Raw genomic sequence first — 18,610 nt, forward strand, 5'->3', positions numbered from 1 at the left:
GTGCTAAAGAATTTTCTTAAAACTGTTCGCCTGCTTTATCTCAACCACAATCTCGTATTGTGGCTGGTGTTGCTTGTTCTGCCCGTTGGTGTTTCTGTATTCATGCTGGATGTTTTCTCTGCTGAAATTGTTCAGCATGTTCCTGTAGGAATTGTTAAGCAGGATCGCTCCCAACTGGCTGATGAATTCGAACAAGGTTTGAGGGCCAGCCCCGTTATTGACGTGGCTATGGTTTGCGCAGACCTTGGCGAATGTGAACATGCAATCATTCGTGGTGATTTGCAGGCTTTTATTGTGTTGCCTTATGATATGGAGCAAAAGGCTCTCCGTTTGGAAACGCCTGTTGTTCCCATTTATTCTAGCGGCCAGAACTATCTGACAAATACTTTCGCTACAAAGGAAATCCGTTCGGTCTTTTCGACCATTGGAGCTAATTTGTTCACAAAGTCCATGGATGATCCTGTAAGTGTACAGATTAAATCTGTGGGTAATGCAGAAAGCAATTACCAGGGTTTCCTAGGGATGGGTCTCGTAACGTCCGTATTCCATTTAGCTGCAATTCTTGGTGCTGCATATCTCATGAGCTACCCGCTTCGTGAACGTCGCCTGAGAAAGTTTCTGGCTGCAGCGAAGGGATCCCGCACGGTACTTTGCCTCGCAACCATTCTTCCCATGATTGTGATTCTGTGGCTTTCCATGGTGGGAACCTACGCCTACACTCATCGATTCCTTGCCCCTATGACTCTTGATGAATTCATTGTGGTGTCTGCTTCCCAGCTCATTATGATTATTGCTTGTGTTGGCGCAGGAACGGCTTTTGTTGGTGTTACCGGAAGTATGCGTATTTCGACTAGCGTGTCTGGCGTTATCGCCGGCCCTGCCTTCGCTTTTGCCGGTCAGACCTTCCCGTTGATGGCCATGCCTTTGGCTGTCCGTTGTTTTGCATTCATCCTTCCGTTGACACATCTTCTCAAGGTTCAGGCATCTATGCTTCTTGGCCCCATTGGCAAGGCCCACGCCTGGGAATCCATCGTGATTCTTTTGGGAATGGCTTTGTTCTGGCAGTTGCTGGGAAACTTCTCCATGTTTGCCCGCTGGAAGTATGCCGTCAAGAGAGAAAAACGCTTGTCTCGCGAGGCTGCCGCAGAAAAAAGCAAATCCGCAGTAGAGGAGGTCGAAAATGTTTGATCTTTTCAAGCGCTTGCTGAAAGTTGCCTTCACGGAATGGAAACTGTTCTATACGGATCCTGCAGCAGTTTTGCTGCTGGTGGTTGCCGGCGTTATTTACGCCTTCTACTATCCTACGCCGTACATGAACCAGACGGTTTCGGAAGTGCCTGTCGCAGTGGTGGACCTTGACCATACGGTAATGTCTCGTGAACTGACGCAGATGTCGGAATCCGCCCAGCAGATTCGTGTCCGTTACGTATTCTCCGATGTTCGTGAAGCGGAAGAAGCCTTGGCCCGTGAAGAAATTTACGGCTTTATGGTGATTCCTGCGGATATGGAAAAAGATTTGCGTAATGGCAACAGCGTGAATGTGAACGTATTTACCCATGGCGCCTACGTAATGCTTCATGGTAATATCGGCACGGCTTTCACTACCTGCGCATTGACGGTGGGAGCCACAACTAAGGTGAAACGAATTGCCTTGGGTAAGAAGGTTCCCGCAGCAAAGGCGATGGCTATGCGCGATCCGGTGCCAATCAGTATCCAGACCATGTACAACAGCACAGGAAGTTATTCCAACTATGTTGTGCCTAGTGTTTTGGTGTTGATTCTCCAGCAGACCTTGGTTATTGGCATTTGCGTTTTGGGTGGTCCCCGCGGCCACCGCCGTTTCCGCGGCAAGTTCCAGAATAGTCCTGTAGAAAACGAACGTATGCATTACCGCTACTTCGGTCGCTCTCTCGCATATTTCGCTCATTACTGCACGTTCATTCTGTTCTACCACTTTGTTGTCTATAACGTGTTCGACTTCCCTCGCCGTGGCGAATTGTTGCCTATGGTTGTTTTCGCGGTGGTGTTCCTGTTCTGTGTCATCAATTTCGGTATGGTTCTTTCCCAGGTGTTCCTCCGTCGCGAAACCAGTGTGCAGATTTTCCTGTTCCTGAGTATGCCTGTGCTCTTCCTTGGAAATTTCAGCTGGCCCAGTTATTTGCTTCCGGGATGGATGAAGGCCATAGCAAGTGCAATTCCTTCCACATTTGCAATCCCTGCGTGGTTGGCGATTGAACAGCGTGGTGCCGATATTTTTGATGCCGCACCGTTGCTTTATCCGTTGGCAATACAGGGTGTTTTCTACATGGTTCTTGGACTGCTTTTGACCCGATTCAGGGATGGATCCGGGTTAAAAACCGGCGATATGTAATTTTTCCTGACGAAAGGTTGAGATTAACTGATAAACGGGTGCTTTCTGCGCCCGTTTCTTTGTACATTTATAACGAATGAAGATGCGGCGTTGCCGCGAAAGAGGTTTTGATTTATGATGTTCGATCCTTTATATATGTCCATCCTTTTGGTGACCTTGGCCCTTTCCGGTATTGTCTCCTGGATGGTGAAGTCTCGCTTTAACGCTGGCCAGAAAGTGATGATTTCCAGCGGTCTTACCGGTGCCGAAATTGCAAAGGCCATTTTGATGGATGCTGGTGTGACTGATGTTCAGATTCTTGAACATCATGGTTTCTTGTCCGACCATTACAACCCGCTGAACAAGACTTTGAACTTGTCCAGGGAAGTGTACCATGGCCGCAATGCCAGTGCTGCAGGTGTCGCTGCTCATGAAGTGGGTCATGCCATCCAGCACGCCCAGGGATACTTCCCCATGTGGCTCCGTTCCTTCATTGTGCCGGCTGCAAACCTGGGGTCTAATTTGGGGCCGTGGCTTGTCATTATCGGCATTATCCTGATGGGTGCCGGTCGCGCCCTCGGTTATTCTTTGGCTATTGTGGGTGTTCTGCTGTTTGCAATCGCAACACTTTTCACCTTGGTTACCGTTCCTGTTGAATTTGATGCTTCCGCTCGCGCCAAGAAAGCTCTGGCCCGTATGGAAATCGTTGCCCAGGGTAGGGAATACAATACTGTGAGCGGAATTCTGTTTGCTGCAGGTCTTACATATGTTGCCGCAGCCATCGGCTCCATTATGCAATTGCTCTACTGGGCATACCGTGCAGGATTATTGGGCGGGCGAAACGACGATTAAAAAGGTGTCGTTGGACTCTTGCTGATTTAAATTTTTGAGATAAAAAATGCACCGCTTTTTGGCGGTGCTTTTTCATTAGTCTTTCTTGCCGAAACCTGTCATTGCGAGCGCAGCGCGGCAATCAAAGCTATTCTTTCTTGCCGAAATTCTTGGCGCTTTTGGTGAGGTAGGCGATGTACTCGGCGTCGGTCATTTCGTTCCCTGCGAAGAACGGGCCGTCATCTTCATCCTTGTCTTCTTCGGGGTCGGAAACGGGCTGCGAGGCGGGCTTGAGTTCTGTTTCTTCAGTAGGCTCAAAGACATGCTTCTTTTCTTCGAAAGGTTCTGCAGCGGGCTTTACTGCAGGTTCTGCGGCGGGTGCTTCAGCGGGGGAGGTTGATGCTCCGTTCTGGTTGTAGAATTCCTGAGCCTTTCTCATGAATTCGGCGAATTCCTCGTCGGACATCTGCTGTTCCGGCGCAGCGCTTGCTTCGGCTGTTGCTTCGGACTTTACGGAGGGCTCTTCTTCTTCGAAATCGTCGTTGGAGGTGACGACTACGGGAGTGAAGTCATCATCGTCATCTTCGGCAACGAAGTCTTCTTCATCGACAAACTCAGCGTCATCCTCGAAATCTTCCTCGTCTGCGAATTCTGCCAAACGTTCGACTACAGGTTCTTCGCTGGAAGTTTCCTCTGCGGTTTCGGAAACATTTTCAACGGGTGCAGAGGAAACCTCGGCAGGAACAGCTGCGGATGCGTCTGCAACTGGGGTGGGCGCTTCTGCGGTAACAGGGGTTTCGCCTGCGATAGCCTTCTCGGCAGCCTCGTCCTCCTTCATCATTTCGGCGAAGGGGTTTTCCTGGACGTCGGACATGTCCACCTTGCCTTCCAGCATGGCGGTGAGGTCGTCGTCGGAAACGTTTCGGCCGTTGTTTGCCCATTGTACGGCTTCGCGCATTACGGCTGCCAGGTCACCCACGGTCTGTTCCTGGGAACGGGCCATGGCCTGGTTGCGGATGGCTTCCACAAGGCCGCTCTTGACTTCGGGATCCTTGGAGAAGAATACTGTTTCGCGAGCCATTTCGTCGGCGAATTCTGCGTTGTTCTTCTTGCGGTAAATCCAGATAGGTCCAAACAATTCGCTTTGACGGAAAACGATTTCGTCGGTCTTGATCATCTCAAGCATAGCCATAAAGGTAACGGCAGCGACGATGGGGTGGGAATCGTTTTCCAGAAGATCTTCGAAAAGGGCGCGGCCGTTTACGCTGAGGAAGTTGTTGATGGCCTGCTGACGGTCCTGAATGGTGACGTAGTCCAATTCAATATGATGAACCGTTTCGGATATCTTGGTCTTCAAACTTTTTTGATAGGCGCGGAACAGTTGCCAGATATTTGCATCTGCCAAAGTGTCGTCGTCGGCCTGGGTCTTTTCGAGGCGGCCGCGTGAATACGTACCGAAGTTTTCGCCTTCCATTTCCTGGAGGCCGCTGGCCACTTGCTTGAAACGTTGGTATTCCAACATTTCCTTCATCAACTGTTCGCGGTCGGCGTTGTATTCTTCTTCCAATTCCGGATCACGTTGTTCGGCGGGCAAAAGTTCCTGAACCTTTAGGGCCATCAGTCGGCTTGCCATGGAGAGGAAGTCGCCGGCCTTGGAAAGGTCCATACTGGCGGATTCGCTATAAACGTTTACCCATTCCAGGAACTGGTCTGCAATTTCTGCGATGGACACTTGTTCTAGCGGAACTTCTTTCTTCTGCACCAGGTACACGAGCAAATCCATGGGGCCGTTGAAGGCTCCAATACGGACTTCGTATTCTTCCTGTTCCAAAAGATCTTGTTCCATTTGAATAAAATGTAGAAAAGTATTTATTTTTATTTAAAACGAGGGGTTTGATTATGGCACGGTTTCCATTGAATGTTTCAAAAATCCAGCTAGGTGCGTTCCTATGTTTGCTTCTTCTTGTAGGCCAAAGTTTGGCTGGGCAATTAGTTGATAAACGAGATGGGACCGTCTATAAAACGGTGAAAGTCGGAAACAAGGTCTGGATGGCCGAAAACCTGAATTACAAGGTTCCGAGAAGCTACTGCTATGATGGGGACGACTGTTCAAAGTTTGGCCGTTACTACCGTTGGGAAGACGCAAAAAAGATTTGCCCCGAAGGTTGGCATCTGCCTGTGCAGGGGGAACTTGTTTCTCTTTTGAATAATGGACCTAAGTTTGTTCTTAATCCTAATGGATTTGCAATGCAACTGTCAGGTAGCTTTGGTGGCCAAGATGAAATTTCCTATGCTGAAGAAAACGCCTACCTCTGGAGTTCCACGTATGTGGATGAATGTGGTGAAGATAGTGATGTGATTGACTGCTCCTACACCTACGTTCTGCGTAGTTCCCATTTTGGAGTCTCTGTGGTCGAGGAATATTTTGATGCGGACGTTTATTATTCCGTCCGTTGCGTAAAAGATTAACTGCTTTAAAATCAAAACAAAAAAGGACGTTCGTCTAAAACGAACGCCCTTTATTTTTTTTTGAGGGGTGTTCCCTCGCGACTTTTGCCTTTTTTATTCCACAGTAACGCTCTTGGCCAGGTTACGTGGCTGATCCACGTCGTTGCCGCGGAGGACTGCGATGTGGTAGGCCAGAAGCTGCAACGGGATGCAGGTGAGGATCGGCATCAACATGCTCAAAGTCTTTGGAACCTTGATCAGGTGGTCTGCAATTTCATCCAGCGGATGGCAATCCTCAGTGGTGATGGCGATGACCTTGCCACCGCGTGCCTTGATTTCACGGACGTTACTGATAACCTTGTCGAAGAGTGCATCCTTTGGTGCGATAACCACAACCGGCATGTTTTCGTCGATAAGGGCAATGGGGCCGTGCTTCATTTCTGCTGCAGGGTAACCTTCTGCGTGAATGTAGCTGATTTCCTTCAACTTCAAGGCGCCTTCCATAGCTACAGGGTAGTTGTAGTGGCGGCCCAGGTACAGGAAGTTTCCTGCTTTTACATACTGATGGGCGATGCCTGCAATCTGGTCGGAAAGTTTCAAGGTCTTTTCAACAAGTTCCGGAAGTTCCTGCATGGACTTGACGATGTCTGCGCCGCTTTCAAAACTCAGTCGACGCTGACGGCCAAGCAGCAAAGCAATCATTGCAAGAACGGTTACTTGGGAGGTGAATGCCTTGGTGCTGGCCACGCCGATTTCCGGGCCGGCATGGAGGTAAACGCCGCCATCACTGGTGCGTGCAATGGTGGAGCCGACGCCGTTACAAATGGCGAGAGCGGTGGCACCCTTCTGTTGTGCTTCCTTAAGTGCGGCCAGGGTATCTGCAGTTTCACCGGACTGGGAAATTGCCAACACCAAAGTGCCCGGCTTGATAATGGGGTTGCGGTAGCGAAATTCAGATGCGTATTCTACTTCCACGGGAACGCCTGCCAAATCTTCGATCATATATTCGCCTACCATGGCTGCATAGTAGCTAGTACCGCAGGCGGTGATGATGATTCGGTTGATGTTGCGAAGTTCCTTGATGTTGGTGTCAAGACCTGCAAGCTTTGCGTTTCCTTCGGCTGCCAGCAGACGACCGCGCATGGTATTGCGCAGGACTTCCGGCTGTTCAAAAATTTCCTTCAGCATGAAGTGGGCGAAGCCGCCCTTGGCGATGGAGTCTGCATCGAATTCCACATCCTGGACTTCGTGCTGAACCGGCTGGCTCAATGTGTTCAGCAGATTGTAGGAACCATCCTTAATTTCAACCACGTCGTTGTCATCTAGGTAAACCACCTTCTGGGTGTGGCTGATGATTGCAGAAACGTCGCTTGCCAGGTAGAATTCGTTCTGGCCAATGCCGAGAATCAGGGGGCTGCCACGGCGGGCGCCAATAAGAATTCCGGGACGATCTTTACAAATTACGGCGAGACCGAAGGTTCCTTCGATGAGGGAAATTGCCTTGAGAACAGCGTCCTTCAGATTGCCTTTGTAGAATTTTGCAATGAGGTGGGCCACAACTTCGGTATCGGTTTCAGATTTGAATTCGACACCGTCTGCCTGCAGCTTTCTCTTGAGGCTGGCGTAGTTTTCAATAATGCCGTTGTGAACAATGGAAATGTTTCCATCGAAACTTTGATGGGGGTGGGCGTTTTGCTCGGTGGGGGCACCATGGGTTGCCCAGCGGGTGTGTGCAATGCCGATTGTGCTGCTTATGGAGTCTTTTTTCAGTTTTTCTTCAAGAGCACTGATTTTTCCGGAGGCACGAACGGTGTGGATTGCTCCGTCCTGAATGACGGCGATACCCGAGCTGTCGTAGCCTCGGTATTCCAATTTTTTCAAACCGCCCACCAAGATTGGAAGGGCTTCACTTTGTCCTGTATAAGCGACAATTCCGCACATAACTATTCCCTGATTTATTAACCATATGCAATATATGAAATCTTTTCATTAAAAAAGATTTACCAATACTCTTTTAGGGTGAGTTTTTGTTATTTTTCAAAGCGTCTTACAAATATGAGGAATGATATGAACAAAAAATTGATTATTGCTGCAGGTGCTCTTGCTTTCGCTATGACTGGTTGCGATCAGCTTTGCCAGTCTTCTGCTCCCAAGGCAAAGACCTCTCTCGTTACTGAAAAAGATAAGTATAGCTATGCTCTCGGTGCTCACTTTGGCAACCAGGCTCATTACCAGCTGGTGACCCGTGATTCCATCGACCTCGATATCGATGTGTTCATTCAGGCATTCAAGGAACGTTACAACGAAGATTCCGCAAAGTTCCTGATGAACGACTCTACCATTTTCCAGACCTTGACCGACCTCTCTCAGAAGCGTCAGGCTGAAAAGATGGCTAAGGATAGCATCGCAGCTGCTAACAACAAGGCTGCTGGCGAAGCATTCCTCGCTCAGAACAAGACTGCAGAAGGCGTTGTTACCACCGCTTCTGGCCTTCAGTACAAAGTAATCACCGAAGGTACTGGCGCAACTCCGGAAGATGGCCACATTGTTAAGGTTCATTACACCGGTACTCTTCTTGACGGCACCAAGTTCGACAGCTCTATCGATCGTGGCGAACCTCTGGAATTCCCGATTTCCGCTGTGATTCCGGGTTGGACCGAAATGCTCAAGCTCATGAAGGTTGGCGAAAAGGTTACCGCATGGATTCCTAGCGATCTCGCTTACGGTCCGAATGGCCGTCCGCAGATTCCGGGCAACAGCACTCTCGTGTTCGAAATGGAATTGATCGACACCCACGCTATGGAAGCTCCGGCTGCTGAACCTGCAAAGGCTGAACCGGCAAAGGTTGAAGCTCCGAAGGCAGAAAAGAAGGCTGTGAAGAAGGCTACTCCGAAGGCAGAAGCTAAGCCTGCCGCTGCTGCTAGCGCCCCGGCCGCCGCTGCTCCTGCTGAAGCTGCTCAGTAATTTCCAACAGAAATACGCTTATTTAAAAAGATTTCCTGGTTTACCCCAGGGAATCTTTTTTGTTTTTATTATTTTGCATTGTAAATAAAAATTGTTGGTTGGGCGAATGCCCTTTGTTTGTTGAGGATTTCTGTGATCCGTTTGGTTTGTTTGTCTATTGTTGCCGCAGTTTGCCTGCTTGGTTGTAACGAAGAAGAAAAAATCCAGTCCCTGAAAAATGAAGGGGATAAACTTCGTGCAAAGATTGATTCTCTTTCCGCTGAAGTAGAAAAAGCTCAGCAGCTTCCTGAAAACTGGACCATTGAAAACGATACCGTTCGTGCTGGTGATGGCTTGTTCCAGGTGCTTTTGCGCATGCATATCAATGAAAAGGAACGCGGCAAGTTAGTGCTGGGTATGCAGGATAGTGTGGAACTTTCCAAGCTTCGCGTGGGACAGGTCTTTTTTGCTGCCTTGGACAGCACTGGAAGCGTTCAGCGATTCCGCTATGCTCCCAACCCGGCTACAATCCACATGATGAGCAAGACGGATACGGGTTACGTCTACAGTCGAATTGAAAAGCCGGTAACCCGTCGTCAATCTATTTTCGAAGGCGCCCTTACAGAAGGAAGTACCTTGAACGGAACTTTGTTCCGTGTAGGCATCCCCGGTCGCATGGTTGGCATTGTCAGTGGAGTTCTGCAGTGCAAGGTGGCTTTCCCCATGGCTCGTCCCGGCGATAAGTTCCGCATCCTTCTGGAAGAAGAATTTTATCAGGATTCAATTTGGATCAATGGCAAGGTCGTTTATGCAGAATTTGATGGTCGTGTAGTTGGTCATCACGAAGCGTTCAAGTATGAGGATCCGGATCCCAAGAGTACCTTCAACGCTCACTATACCGAATCTGGTGACGCCTTGATTTTTGATGGTCTCCGTTATCCTCTGGACCGTTTGCATATTACGAGTCCCTTTGGAACAAGAATTCATCCGATTACTGGCCAACGCAAGACGCACCATGGCATTGACTATGGTAGCCCTTCCGGCACCCCGATTTATGCGGTTGCTGAAGGTGTGGTGACTGTTTCCGGATATGATGAATTCAGCGGTAACAAGGTTGCCATCCGTCATCGGGACAATTCCGAAAGCTGGTACATGCACATGTCCGCCCGTGGTGTGGCTGTCGGTGCCCGTGTGGCCGCTCGTCAGGTTATTGGAAGGGTAGGTTCTACCGGCCGTAGTACAGGCCCCCATCTTCACTTAGGCTTCAAGAACGAAAAGGGCGCCTGGATCAATCCTGCCAGCAAGACTATGATTGCTGCACCGAAACTTACTGGTGAACGTCTTGCCCGCCTTCAGAAGGAAGTCGCAGAAATTCGCCAGCAGATTGAGGCCACTTTGGCCGCGCCTGCAGTAAAGGCGAACGATTCCACCGATGTTTTGGTGCGCATGCGTAATCTTAATTAACGCGTTAAATTACTTTGTATAAAAAGAAAAAACGCCCGGTGAATCCGAGCGTTTTTTTTCAATTGGAATTTATTAGAACTTCTTGATTTTGTAGGCTCCGTTCAGCTGTTTCAGCAATTCCTTCTTGTTGCTCGGGAACTTCTGAGCTTCCATTGCCTTGGCCTTGTCGAAATGTCCAGTGGAAGTGGTGCCGTAACCTTCTGTACGGACTTCCTTTTCTCCCTTAAGAGCGTTCTTGGCAATTTCTAGAGCCTTTTCCATTTGTTCTTCGGGATCGTCAATTTTGTAGTCGGGAACGATACCGACCTTGTGGTAAATGTCGCCATTCTTGTCTGTAGACTGCAGACCCGTCACAAGAGCAAGTCCGGCTGCGTAAGTCTCGATAACGTATTGACCGATACCTTTACCATAGGAAACCTGGCCTACGAAGGGAGACTTCTTGTTTACGGTAATTGCGGACAACATTACTTCTGCACAGCTTGCGGAACCGGTATCTGCCAGGAACACGTAGTAAAGGTCTTTGCCAATACCGTCTTCCTTTGCAATGACAGGAATGGTGTCGAGCTTCTGGAAGTAGCGCTTGCTTGCGCCACTGCCGGAGGAGTCAACGTTGGTTTCGATGTCAATGATGATGGTGTCGCCCTTGCTCAACAATTCGGCAGACATTCTATTGCAATGATCAACATCGCCACCGGGATTGCCGCGAAGGTCGATGATTGCAACCTTGGAATCATCCTTGATGGTTTTCAATGCCTTGACAAATTCCCCATAGGTTCCGTCCTCGTTGATTGTAATTTCTGTGAACTCGGTGATTTGAATGACCGGAATGGAATCCTTGTAGGAAAGAATCACTGTGGGACTGTTGAATGCGTCAATGATGATTCTCAATGTGATTGCGTCGCCGTCTCTATTGATCTTCACGGCAAGCTGATCGTTCTTTTCGCCGGCGGTCAGTTTGTTGAACGCATCAACGTCCTTGGGAACTGTTCCGTCGATGCTTACAATGGTATCGCCAATAGAAAGACCTGCCTTGTAGCTGGGACCGTTCTCATAAACGGAGGAGACGACCAGTGCGGTGGTACTGTCGCTGGTCTCAACCTGTTCTACGATTGCGCCGATGCCGACTTGTTCTTCGGTTTCGGTGAGCATGTTGCGGATGTATTCAGCATAGCTTGGGTCGAAATAGCGGGTGAATCTGTCGGACATGTCACCGTACATGTAACAGACTCTTTCAAAACCGCCGTCGGGTAGGCAGTAGCTTTTACTGTTGTAGTTCAATGCGCTAGCATTGTAGTATTTGTCGAAATCCCCAAGTTCTTTTTTTGTGTTGGAGTACAGGTAGTAGTAGTCGAGAATTTCGTAGTTGAATTCCAATTCGTCGTCAAAAAGGAAATCTTCTGGACTGTGTCGTGATGATGACGAATGGAGGTTACGGGAAGAGGATGAATATTGGGGGTCGATTCTATCAGGTGAGGAAATCGGTTCGGTTCCGGATTCAAAGCATCCATAAAGAGCTGCGGTAGCGATAACGCTTCCAAGGCTGATGATTTTTCTGGCAATCATTTTATTCTCCTTTTTTCCCTATATACAAATTTCCTTCGATGTAGGCACCGCCAATAAAGTCCTGATTTCGCCAAGCGGGGGCGATTTCAATATTCTTAGATGTCTTTTTCTTCAAGACGGCTGCATCACCGTATAATTTTTTTGCCAAGTCCACGGCACACTGAATAGATTGTTCTTCGCAGGGGTAGTCGGGAACGATTCCTTTTTTGTGGTAGGAGTTACCTTTCGGTGTCAGGAATTCAAGGTTTGTGATGATGGCGACACCCTTGTCAATGGTTTGCCAGGTGGTCTGTCCGATTCCTTTGCCGTAGGATTTTTCTCCTGTAACAGGAATGCCGGCTCCTTCAGAGACTGCAGCGGCGAAAATTTCAGCACAGCTTGCGCTGTATCGATCCTGGATTAAAATGAAAGGCTTGTTTTCACCGGCATCACCGGAAACTGCAGATACGGTCTTTGTACGTCGTTCCTGTTCGCCGTTGCCGTTGAAGGTGCGCCAAGTTCTAGTAGACAGGGGTCCATCGGATACAAACAAGTCTGCCATGGCGATGCACTGATTGACATGTCCACCAAGATTGCTCTGAAGATTGAGAACTCTAGCCTTTGTCTCGTTCTTTGTTGAATCGAGATAAGCTTTCAGTTCCCCGTATGTACCGTTCTCTTTATCGACGGTGGTGGGCTTAAATCCTACAATGGAGATTATGGTGACATCGTCTACGGTGTCGATAAAGACTGTGGGGGCGTAGATGTCTTCCTTTGTAAGGTTGAATACTGTGGTGTCTGATTTGTAGGCGATTGTTAGGGAAACGTCCTTGTTAACGCTAAGAATATAGTCGTATGTGTTACGGACTGCCTGTCCCGAGGCGTCGTTCGGGGACTTTAGCAACTCGGTATCGTTTATCTTGAGGATGTTGCCGTAGCGGGGGATGCCTGCTCTGCCTGCGGGACTTTCCTTGTAGACGCGAGTGATGAACAGTGGATGCTTGGCTGTTGAATTTGTGTAGTACTCCATGCCGACATCGCCAGGCACAAAGCTCGTATTTATGCTGATGTTTACGCTTTCGCTTTTGCTAGGCGGGTAGTACCTAGTGTAGGGGTCTTGCAACTGCTTGTAGAGAGTTTGTACAGAATCGCCGTCGGGGTCAAGCCCTGGCAGTTCGTCTTCGAACAAGTATGTTTTTTGCAGAAGCCAGTAGTTGTACTGGTATTCCGTTGGGGTCGGGGTGCTTTCGACGGGGTGAAAAAAGTCGCTACATCCAAAGTGCAAAAAGGCGACGAAAATAATCGTCGCCAAAGCTGCAAGTTTTTTGGAAAACTTACTGGTCAATCTTGAGGCCCTTCTTGTCCAGCAGCACGCGGGGGATTCCGCCTTCCATGGGGTTTTCAATGACGGAAATGGTTTCCAACTTGTCGCATTCTGCCAGGCTTTCCGGAAGGGTTGCCAGCTGGTTTGCGTCCAGCACCAGTTCCTTCAGGTTCTTAAGTTCGCCAAATTCAGACGGGATAGCTCCCAGGCTGTTGCCGGAGACCATGAGAATTTCCAAGTTTTCCAGATGGCCAAGAGCGGACGGAATGCTGGTGAGGTCGTTGTTGTCCAGGTAGAGTTTCTTGAGTTTCTTGAGTTTGCCCAAAGTAGCCGGAATTTCGGACAGCATGTTGTCGTGCAGGGACAGCTTGGTGACGTTCACCCACTTGCCCACTTCGTTGGTCAAGTCCAAAAGCTGGTTCTTGGCGATGTTTACCTGCTGGAGGTTCTTCAGGTTGCCTACGGAGTCCGGAAGTTCGGACAGGCTGTTGTAGCCCAGGTACAGGTGTTCCAACTTGGTGAGCTCGCCGATGGTTTCCGGCAGGTCCATCAGGTCGTTTTCGCTGACGGAAAGTTTCTTCAGGTTCTTGAGGTTACCGATATCGTCCGGCAGCTCCACCAGGAGGTTGCGGTCCAGGATCAGTTCTTCGAGAGAGTCCAGCTCGAAAAGCTCCGGCGGGAGGAGTCGGAGGTTCTTCTGGGACAAATCTAACGAGGTGGCTTTTTCGGCCTTGGCCTTGGCAATGACATCTAGCAAATTCATATCAAAAACTCCTATGAACTAAATCATAGCATTTTTAACGCGGAAAGAGTAAAGAGCGACCCAAAAAATGCAAAATGTTTGATTTTTGCCCTTTTGGGCACTAAAAAACGTGATTTTTCGCAAAAAAATTAAAAAAGTTTCTTATTTTGTATTCAAAAAGGGGGTTTTGAAACTATTTTTATAGCAATAATATATAAATGTATTAGATAGGGCCCTAAACAGGATCCTAGCTTTTGCTTTTATCAATTGAGGAAAAAATGGAATTAACGAAATCGCAGGAACGCCGTCTAGCTTTTGTCGCTAGTCTTTTGAGTCTCAATCCTAATGATCCTACTGATCGAATTAAGGCGCTCAGACACCTAAACCTCGATGAAAATGGTTGCTTCCACGGTTTCCAATACTCCCAGGGCTTTATGGAATTCTTCATCTTCCTGGACGAAGATACCCCGCTGGAAAAGGTTGTCCAGCACCTGAATTCCGACTTGAAGCAGCTCCAGATTGCTGTTTTCCGCACTAGCGACCCCACCAACCCGTTCTTCATGTCCCTCCGTGAAGAAGCCGACCCGTGGGCAGTTAACAAGATTTCCGACGATGCCGAAGAGGAAGAAGAAGATACCCCGGCAAGCCGTCCCTACATGGAAACTCTCGAAATCACCGTGCTCCGCACCCGCGCAAGCCGTGATTTGACCGACTCTGAACTGGAACGCACCCTTAAGGACATGCGTCGTAAGCTCGGCCTCTGGAAGACCGAAGTCAAGGCAAAGCTCGAAATTGTTGCCGAACACGACGATTTGACCCGCGATTTCCGTTCCGCAGACGACAAACTTGAAATTGTAATGGAGTCTGAACCGCTCCACATGACCAGCGACCACGGCGAACTTTTCCTCGGTTTCTGCCCGATTCGCACCATTTTTGACTACCACGTTAACCTGGGTAAGCGTCTGAAGACCAAGCACAACATGGCTATCGTCTCCAGCAACATCCGTACTTACCTCGGCAACCTCACTCATACCAACGCTGCCCTCATCGACGCCTTCCAGACCATGGAACGCAACGACGACCAGAACGTGAACGTGGAAGACTTCCCGTTCCTCCACAACGGTATGACTCTTACCGGCGATGACCTCCGCTTGAAGGATCGCGACGGCAAGAAGGTTCTCTTCATTGAACGTCCGAAGATTATTAACGGTGCTCAGTCCCTCTTCACTTACGAACAGTATGCCAAGAAGAGCAAGAAGCCGGTGAACCCGAAGGTTCTCGTGAAGGTTGTGGTTCCCTATCCTGGTGCCGACAACTTCCTGAACCAGGTGACCATGGCTAACAACCGCCAGAACCCGGTGTTCAGCTACCATCTGCGTGCTGCTGACGACCTGCAGTTCTTCATCTGGCAGCGTTACCAGGAAGAAGGCTTTACCTACGTTTATAAGGACGGTGTCCGCCTGAAGGCACGTACCCGTAAGCTTGAAGTCCGTATGCGTCCGGAACTTGCCAAGACCCTCTTCATGATGGATGGTAAGCTCTCTGAATGCCGTTCTTCTGATTGCATTTTCGATAAGGAAACTCTGTACCAGCGCTGCTTCGGTGCATTCGTTCGCGTTGCCCCGGAAAAGGAACAGTCTTTCGTCCGTAAGACCATCGCCTTCACCAAGGCTTGGCAGCTCCTGAGCCGTCTCCCCATCAAGATCCGTAAGGTTACCCCGGGTAAGGGCGTCTCCATCGAAGCTAACGACGATAATCCGCTGACCCGCATCACCTGGAACGGCCGTCTCGAAGACAAGTTCATCTTCCGCAGCGCCGTCAAGGACCTGGTTGTGGCTCTCGCCCTCAAGCACTGGCTCATCTACGGAGATCCGATCCAGGACTTCGAATGGTTGGTTGAAAACGAACTGAACTTCAACGAATCCATCTTGAAGTACGCTTCCAAGATCTACACCGAAGACCTGAAGGGTATCCTCATCAGCGAATTCAAGGATAACTCCAACTACTACGACACCATCACCACCATCGACAAGGATAGCGGTGAATCTGTGGAACGTCGCTTGTGGAAGGGCTTCGCCAACACTGCTACCTACGAAAAGATGCTTGACCTTCTGTGCAAGAAGAACAAGCAGTGGGAAAAGTGCCGCGAAGGCATTGAAGCATTTATCTAAGCTTCAAAATCCCGGTTTTAAAAGTCCTCGACGAAGAGTCGGGGGCTTTTTTTATGCTTTTGGGTGGGATTCTCTTTAAAATATTGTCACATCTTACTTATATATGGGGAAGTTTACAATATTTGTTGACCGCTTTTCAGCCGTTTTTTATCTTTGGCTACGAAATTATTACAAAGAAGGAGTTCTTACAGTATGTGGAACGAAAAACATATGGCTCGCCTGGAAAAGTACCTGAGCGAAGCTCAGGCTGCCGGTGGCGTTGATCGCGTCAATAAGCAGCACCAGTCCGGTAAGTATACCGCACGTGAACGCATGGAAATGTTGTTCGATGCAGGCACTTTCGTCGAAGTCGGTGCTCTCCGCAAGTCCAGCAACCGCGTTCTCAAGGAAAGCAAGGTCGTCCTGGGTGACGGCGTTGTGACCGGTTATGGTAAGGTGAACGGCCGCTTGGTCTTCGCATCTTCCCAGGATTTCACCGTTGGTGGTGGTTCCTTGGGTCAGTGCCATGCTGAAAAGATTTGCCGCGTGATGGACATGGCTGTTGAAGCCGGTTGCCCGTTCGTCGCCATGAACGACTCCGGTGGAGCTCGTATCGACGAAGGCGTGTTCTCCCTTGCTGGCTATAGCGCCATCATGGCCCGTAACGTTTGGGCTTCTGGCGTAATCCCCCAGATCGCTGTGATCATGGGCCCCTGCGCTGGTGGCGCCTGCTACTCTCCGGCTTTGTCTGACTTCATTTTCATGACCAAGTCTACCTCCCAGATGTTCCTTACCGGTCCCGCTGTTGTTAAGCAGGTCATGGGTGAAAACATCACCGCTGCCGAACTGGGCGGCGCTCCGGTGCATACTGCAAAGTCCGGTGTTGCTCACTTCATGTTTGACGATGACAAGCAGACTTTGGAAGGTGTCCGTAAGCTCCTCAGCTACCTGCCCCAGGGCAACAAGTGCAAGCCTGTTTCCGCTGACCAGCAGATGGAAGAAAAGGCTGACGAAAACGGCATCAAGAAGCTTTTCAAGAAGTTCCTCAACAAGCAGGAAGCAACCTGCTCCGAAGCTGAAGACAAGAGCGCAACTATCCAGGACATCGTTCCGGATAACTACAAGCAGGCTTACGAAGTGAAGTCTGTGATTGCAGCCTTTGCCGACGCTGACAGCTTCTTTGAAGTTCAGCCGGATTGGGGCAAGAACGTGGTGATCGGTTTCGCTCGCCTGAACGGTGAAGTTATCGGTATCGTCGCTAACCAGCCCAAGGTTCTCGCAGGTTCTCTGGACGTTGATGGCTCCTCCAAGGCTGGCCGCTTCGTTCGCTTCTGCGACGCTTTCAACATTCCTCTCCTCGCCCTCGTTGACGTTCCGGGTTACATGCCGGGTAGCAAGCAGGAATACTCTGGCATTATCCGCCACGGTGCAAAGCTCCTGTACGCCTTCGCCGAAGCAACTGTGCCTAAGGTTACCCTCATTCTCCGTAAGGCCTTCGGTGGTGCTTACATCGCCATGAACTCTAAGGATGTGGGCGCAGACTACGTCTTCGCTCTGCCTATCGCTCAGGTGGCTGTGATGGGTGCAGAAGGTGCTGTTGAAATCATCAACAAGAAGGAAATCTCTGCTGCACCGGATCCGGTTGCTGCACGCGCCGCTTGCATCGCCAAGTACGAAGACGAATTGATGAACCCCTACGTTGCCGCTGCCATGGGCGTGGTTGACGAAGTCATCAAGCCGGAAGACGTACGTAAGCGCCTTGTGACTGCCTTTGACGCTCTGAAGACTAAGGATCAGAAGCGTCTTTGGAAGAAGCACGCTAATATTCCGCTTTAGTCGTTCGTCGGCGCTCTCCTAAAAAAAAGCACTTGGTAAAAGACCAAGTGCCTTTTTTGCGAGTTACTTGCGGATTATTTTGAATTCGAGTCCATGGTTGGTGTTGCCTCGTTCGAAATTGAATCCTTGGACGGTTTCTTCGGAGTCTGCAGTTTTGTAACTTCTCTTGAATGTATGTTCTGCTGTGATTGTGTAGCCGACGCCCAGCAGCCAGTGCTCGCTTATGTGCCAACCTTTTCCTATTTCAAACTTTATGCCGATTCCTTGACTATTTATGCAGTAATCGATTTCTGGATCCGTATTGTTTTCGTTGGAATTGATGTAGTTGAGTGATGCTCCTGCGTAAGATCCTTTCATGACAGATTTTGGGTTACGGAATGGGTAAAAGTGGGCGCCTGCACCTAAGAAAAATTGACGTATCTTTGTTTGGGTGTTGTATTCTTGATCGCTGCCAAAAGCTTTGTGTCTTTTGAATGTGTAGTCTGCGTTTATGCGGTTCATGCCGAAGGTTCCATAAACGGCTACGAGGTTTTGGAATAACCATCCTGCTTTTAAACTGATTTCAGGGCCCGTGCCTTCCAGGGTTTCTTCATCGTAATCCGAAAGGATGGACATGAATTCTTTGTCGTTATAGGAATTGGAAACAAGTTTTATTCCTATTCCTGCATCTAAATAAAGTCCGCTATGTTTGTCTAGCTCGGATGGCTCCCGATTGTTTGTTGCCGGACTCTCGGCGGCCTGGGCTGTGGCAAAGACTGCGGCAGTCAAAATAAAGAAAAGTAAGTTTTTCATAAGTTTTCTCCCGGTCGTTCCGTAATTTACGAAAAAAGGGTGGAAAAAAGAAGCTTTTCTATCATATCCTTATGATTTTTTGCTAATTTCCCGCAAATTCTTGGTGTTTCGCCCTATTTTGCCGAGTTTTTGAAAATGAAATTCAGTATTTTTTAGGGTATGTGTCGCCAAGCGACAAAAGGGTTTTT

The 18,610-nt window shown here is 49.2% G+C and carries 14 protein-coding genes; 8 read left to right on the forward strand and 6 right to left on the reverse strand.

What is annotated here, in order from left to right; genetic code table 11:
- The 3 genes from MJZ25_04695 to MJZ25_04705 all read left to right on the forward strand — a co-directional run bounded on the left by MJZ25_04695 (position 1) and on the right by MJZ25_04705 (position 3,202).
- The gene (locus MJZ25_04695) at positions 1-1,188 is read left to right on the forward strand and encodes an ABC transporter permease (GenBank protein MCQ2123466.1); all 1,188 of its coding nucleotides are present in this window, start codon (positions 1-3) and stop codon (positions 1,186-1,188) included.
- Positions 1,181-2,371, forward strand: a complete 1,191-nt coding sequence (locus MJZ25_04700) for an ABC transporter permease (GenBank protein MCQ2123467.1) — start codon at positions 1,181-1,183, stop codon at positions 2,369-2,371. The genes MJZ25_04695 and MJZ25_04700 overlap by 8 nt, the downstream gene beginning before the upstream one ends.
- Before the next feature lie 114 nt (positions 2,372-2,485).
- Positions 2,486-3,202, forward strand: a complete 717-nt coding sequence (locus tag MJZ25_04705) for a zinc metallopeptidase (GenBank protein ID MCQ2123468.1) — start codon at positions 2,486-2,488, stop codon at positions 3,200-3,202.
- Between the two features lie 127 nt (positions 3,203-3,329).
- On the opposite strand, the gene MJZ25_04710 is transcribed toward MJZ25_04705, so the two are convergent.
- Entirely contained in the window at positions 3,330-5,027 is a 1,698-nt protein-coding gene (locus MJZ25_04710; protein ID MCQ2123469.1) for a segregation/condensation protein A, read from the reverse strand.
- Positions 5,028-5,158: 131 nt separating this feature from the next.
- On the opposite strand from MJZ25_04710, the gene MJZ25_04715 reads away from it, so the two are divergent.
- The gene (locus MJZ25_04715; protein MCQ2123470.1) at positions 5,159-5,650 is read left to right on the forward strand and encodes a hypothetical protein; all 492 of its coding nucleotides are present in this window, start codon (positions 5,159-5,161) and stop codon (positions 5,648-5,650) included.
- Between the two features lie 93 nt (positions 5,651-5,743).
- Here MJZ25_04715 and glmS read toward each other — a convergent pair whose 3' ends face one another.
- The gene (gene glmS / locus MJZ25_04720) at positions 5,744-7,519 is read right to left on the reverse strand and encodes a glutamine--fructose-6-phosphate transaminase (isomerizing) (protein MCQ2123471.1); all 1,776 of its coding nucleotides are present in this window, start codon (positions 7,517-7,519) and stop codon (positions 5,744-5,746) included.
- A 177-nt stretch (positions 7,520-7,696) separates the two neighbouring features.
- Between glmS and MJZ25_04725 the strand changes: the two genes are divergently transcribed.
- Together MJZ25_04725 and MJZ25_04730 are read left to right on the forward strand one after the other, a co-directional pair.
- A complete protein-coding gene (locus MJZ25_04725; protein MCQ2123472.1) occupies positions 7,697-8,593 on the forward strand; it encodes an FKBP-type peptidyl-prolyl cis-trans isomerase in 897 nt (298 codons plus the stop codon).
- Between the two features lie 132 nt (positions 8,594-8,725).
- Positions 8,726-10,036: a M23 family metallopeptidase gene (locus MJZ25_04730; protein MCQ2123473.1), complete on the forward strand. Its 1,311-nt coding sequence runs from the start codon at positions 8,726-8,728 to the stop codon at positions 10,034-10,036.
- A gap of 72 nt (positions 10,037-10,108) precedes the next feature.
- Here the strand turns inward: MJZ25_04730 and MJZ25_04735 are convergent, their stop codons facing one another.
- The 3 genes from MJZ25_04735 to MJZ25_04745 are packed head-to-tail and all read right to left on the reverse strand — an operon-like array spanning position 10,109 to position 13,665.
- Positions 10,109-11,599: a S41 family peptidase gene (locus tag MJZ25_04735; GenBank protein MCQ2123474.1), complete on the reverse strand. Its 1,491-nt coding sequence runs from the start codon at positions 11,597-11,599 to the stop codon at positions 10,109-10,111.
- A gap of 1 nt (position 11,600) precedes the next feature.
- Positions 11,601-12,923 (reverse strand): S41 family peptidase, encoded by a 1,323-nt coding sequence (locus MJZ25_04740; protein ID MCQ2123475.1) that lies wholly within the window; start codon positions 12,921-12,923, stop codon positions 11,601-11,603.
- The gene (locus MJZ25_04745) at positions 12,913-13,665 is read right to left on the reverse strand and encodes a leucine-rich repeat domain-containing protein (GenBank protein MCQ2123476.1); all 753 of its coding nucleotides are present in this window, start codon (positions 13,663-13,665) and stop codon (positions 12,913-12,915) included. The genes MJZ25_04740 and MJZ25_04745 overlap by 11 nt, the downstream gene beginning before the upstream one ends.
- A 257-nt stretch (positions 13,666-13,922) precedes the next feature.
- Between MJZ25_04745 and MJZ25_04750 the strand changes: the two genes are divergently transcribed.
- Both MJZ25_04750 and MJZ25_04755 read left to right on the forward strand, forming a co-directional pair.
- Positions 13,923-15,815: an AIPR family protein gene (locus MJZ25_04750; protein ID MCQ2123477.1), complete on the forward strand. Its 1,893-nt coding sequence runs from the start codon at positions 13,923-13,925 to the stop codon at positions 15,813-15,815.
- 192 nt (positions 15,816-16,007) lie between these two features.
- Positions 16,008-17,630, forward strand: coding sequence for an acyl-CoA carboxylase subunit beta (locus MJZ25_04755; GenBank protein MCQ2123478.1), 1,623 nt, complete (start codon positions 16,008-16,010; stop codon positions 17,628-17,630).
- A gap of 63 nt (positions 17,631-17,693) precedes the next feature.
- Here MJZ25_04755 and MJZ25_04760 read toward each other — a convergent pair whose 3' ends face one another.
- A complete protein-coding gene (locus tag MJZ25_04760; protein ID MCQ2123479.1) occupies positions 17,694-18,422 on the reverse strand; it encodes a DUF3575 domain-containing protein in 729 nt (242 codons plus the stop codon).
- Between the last annotated feature and the right edge of the window lie 188 nt (positions 18,423-18,610).

Source organism: Fibrobacter sp., from assembly GCA_024399065.1.
Classification (GTDB): Bacteria; Fibrobacterota; Fibrobacteria; order Fibrobacterales; family Fibrobacteraceae; genus Fibrobacter.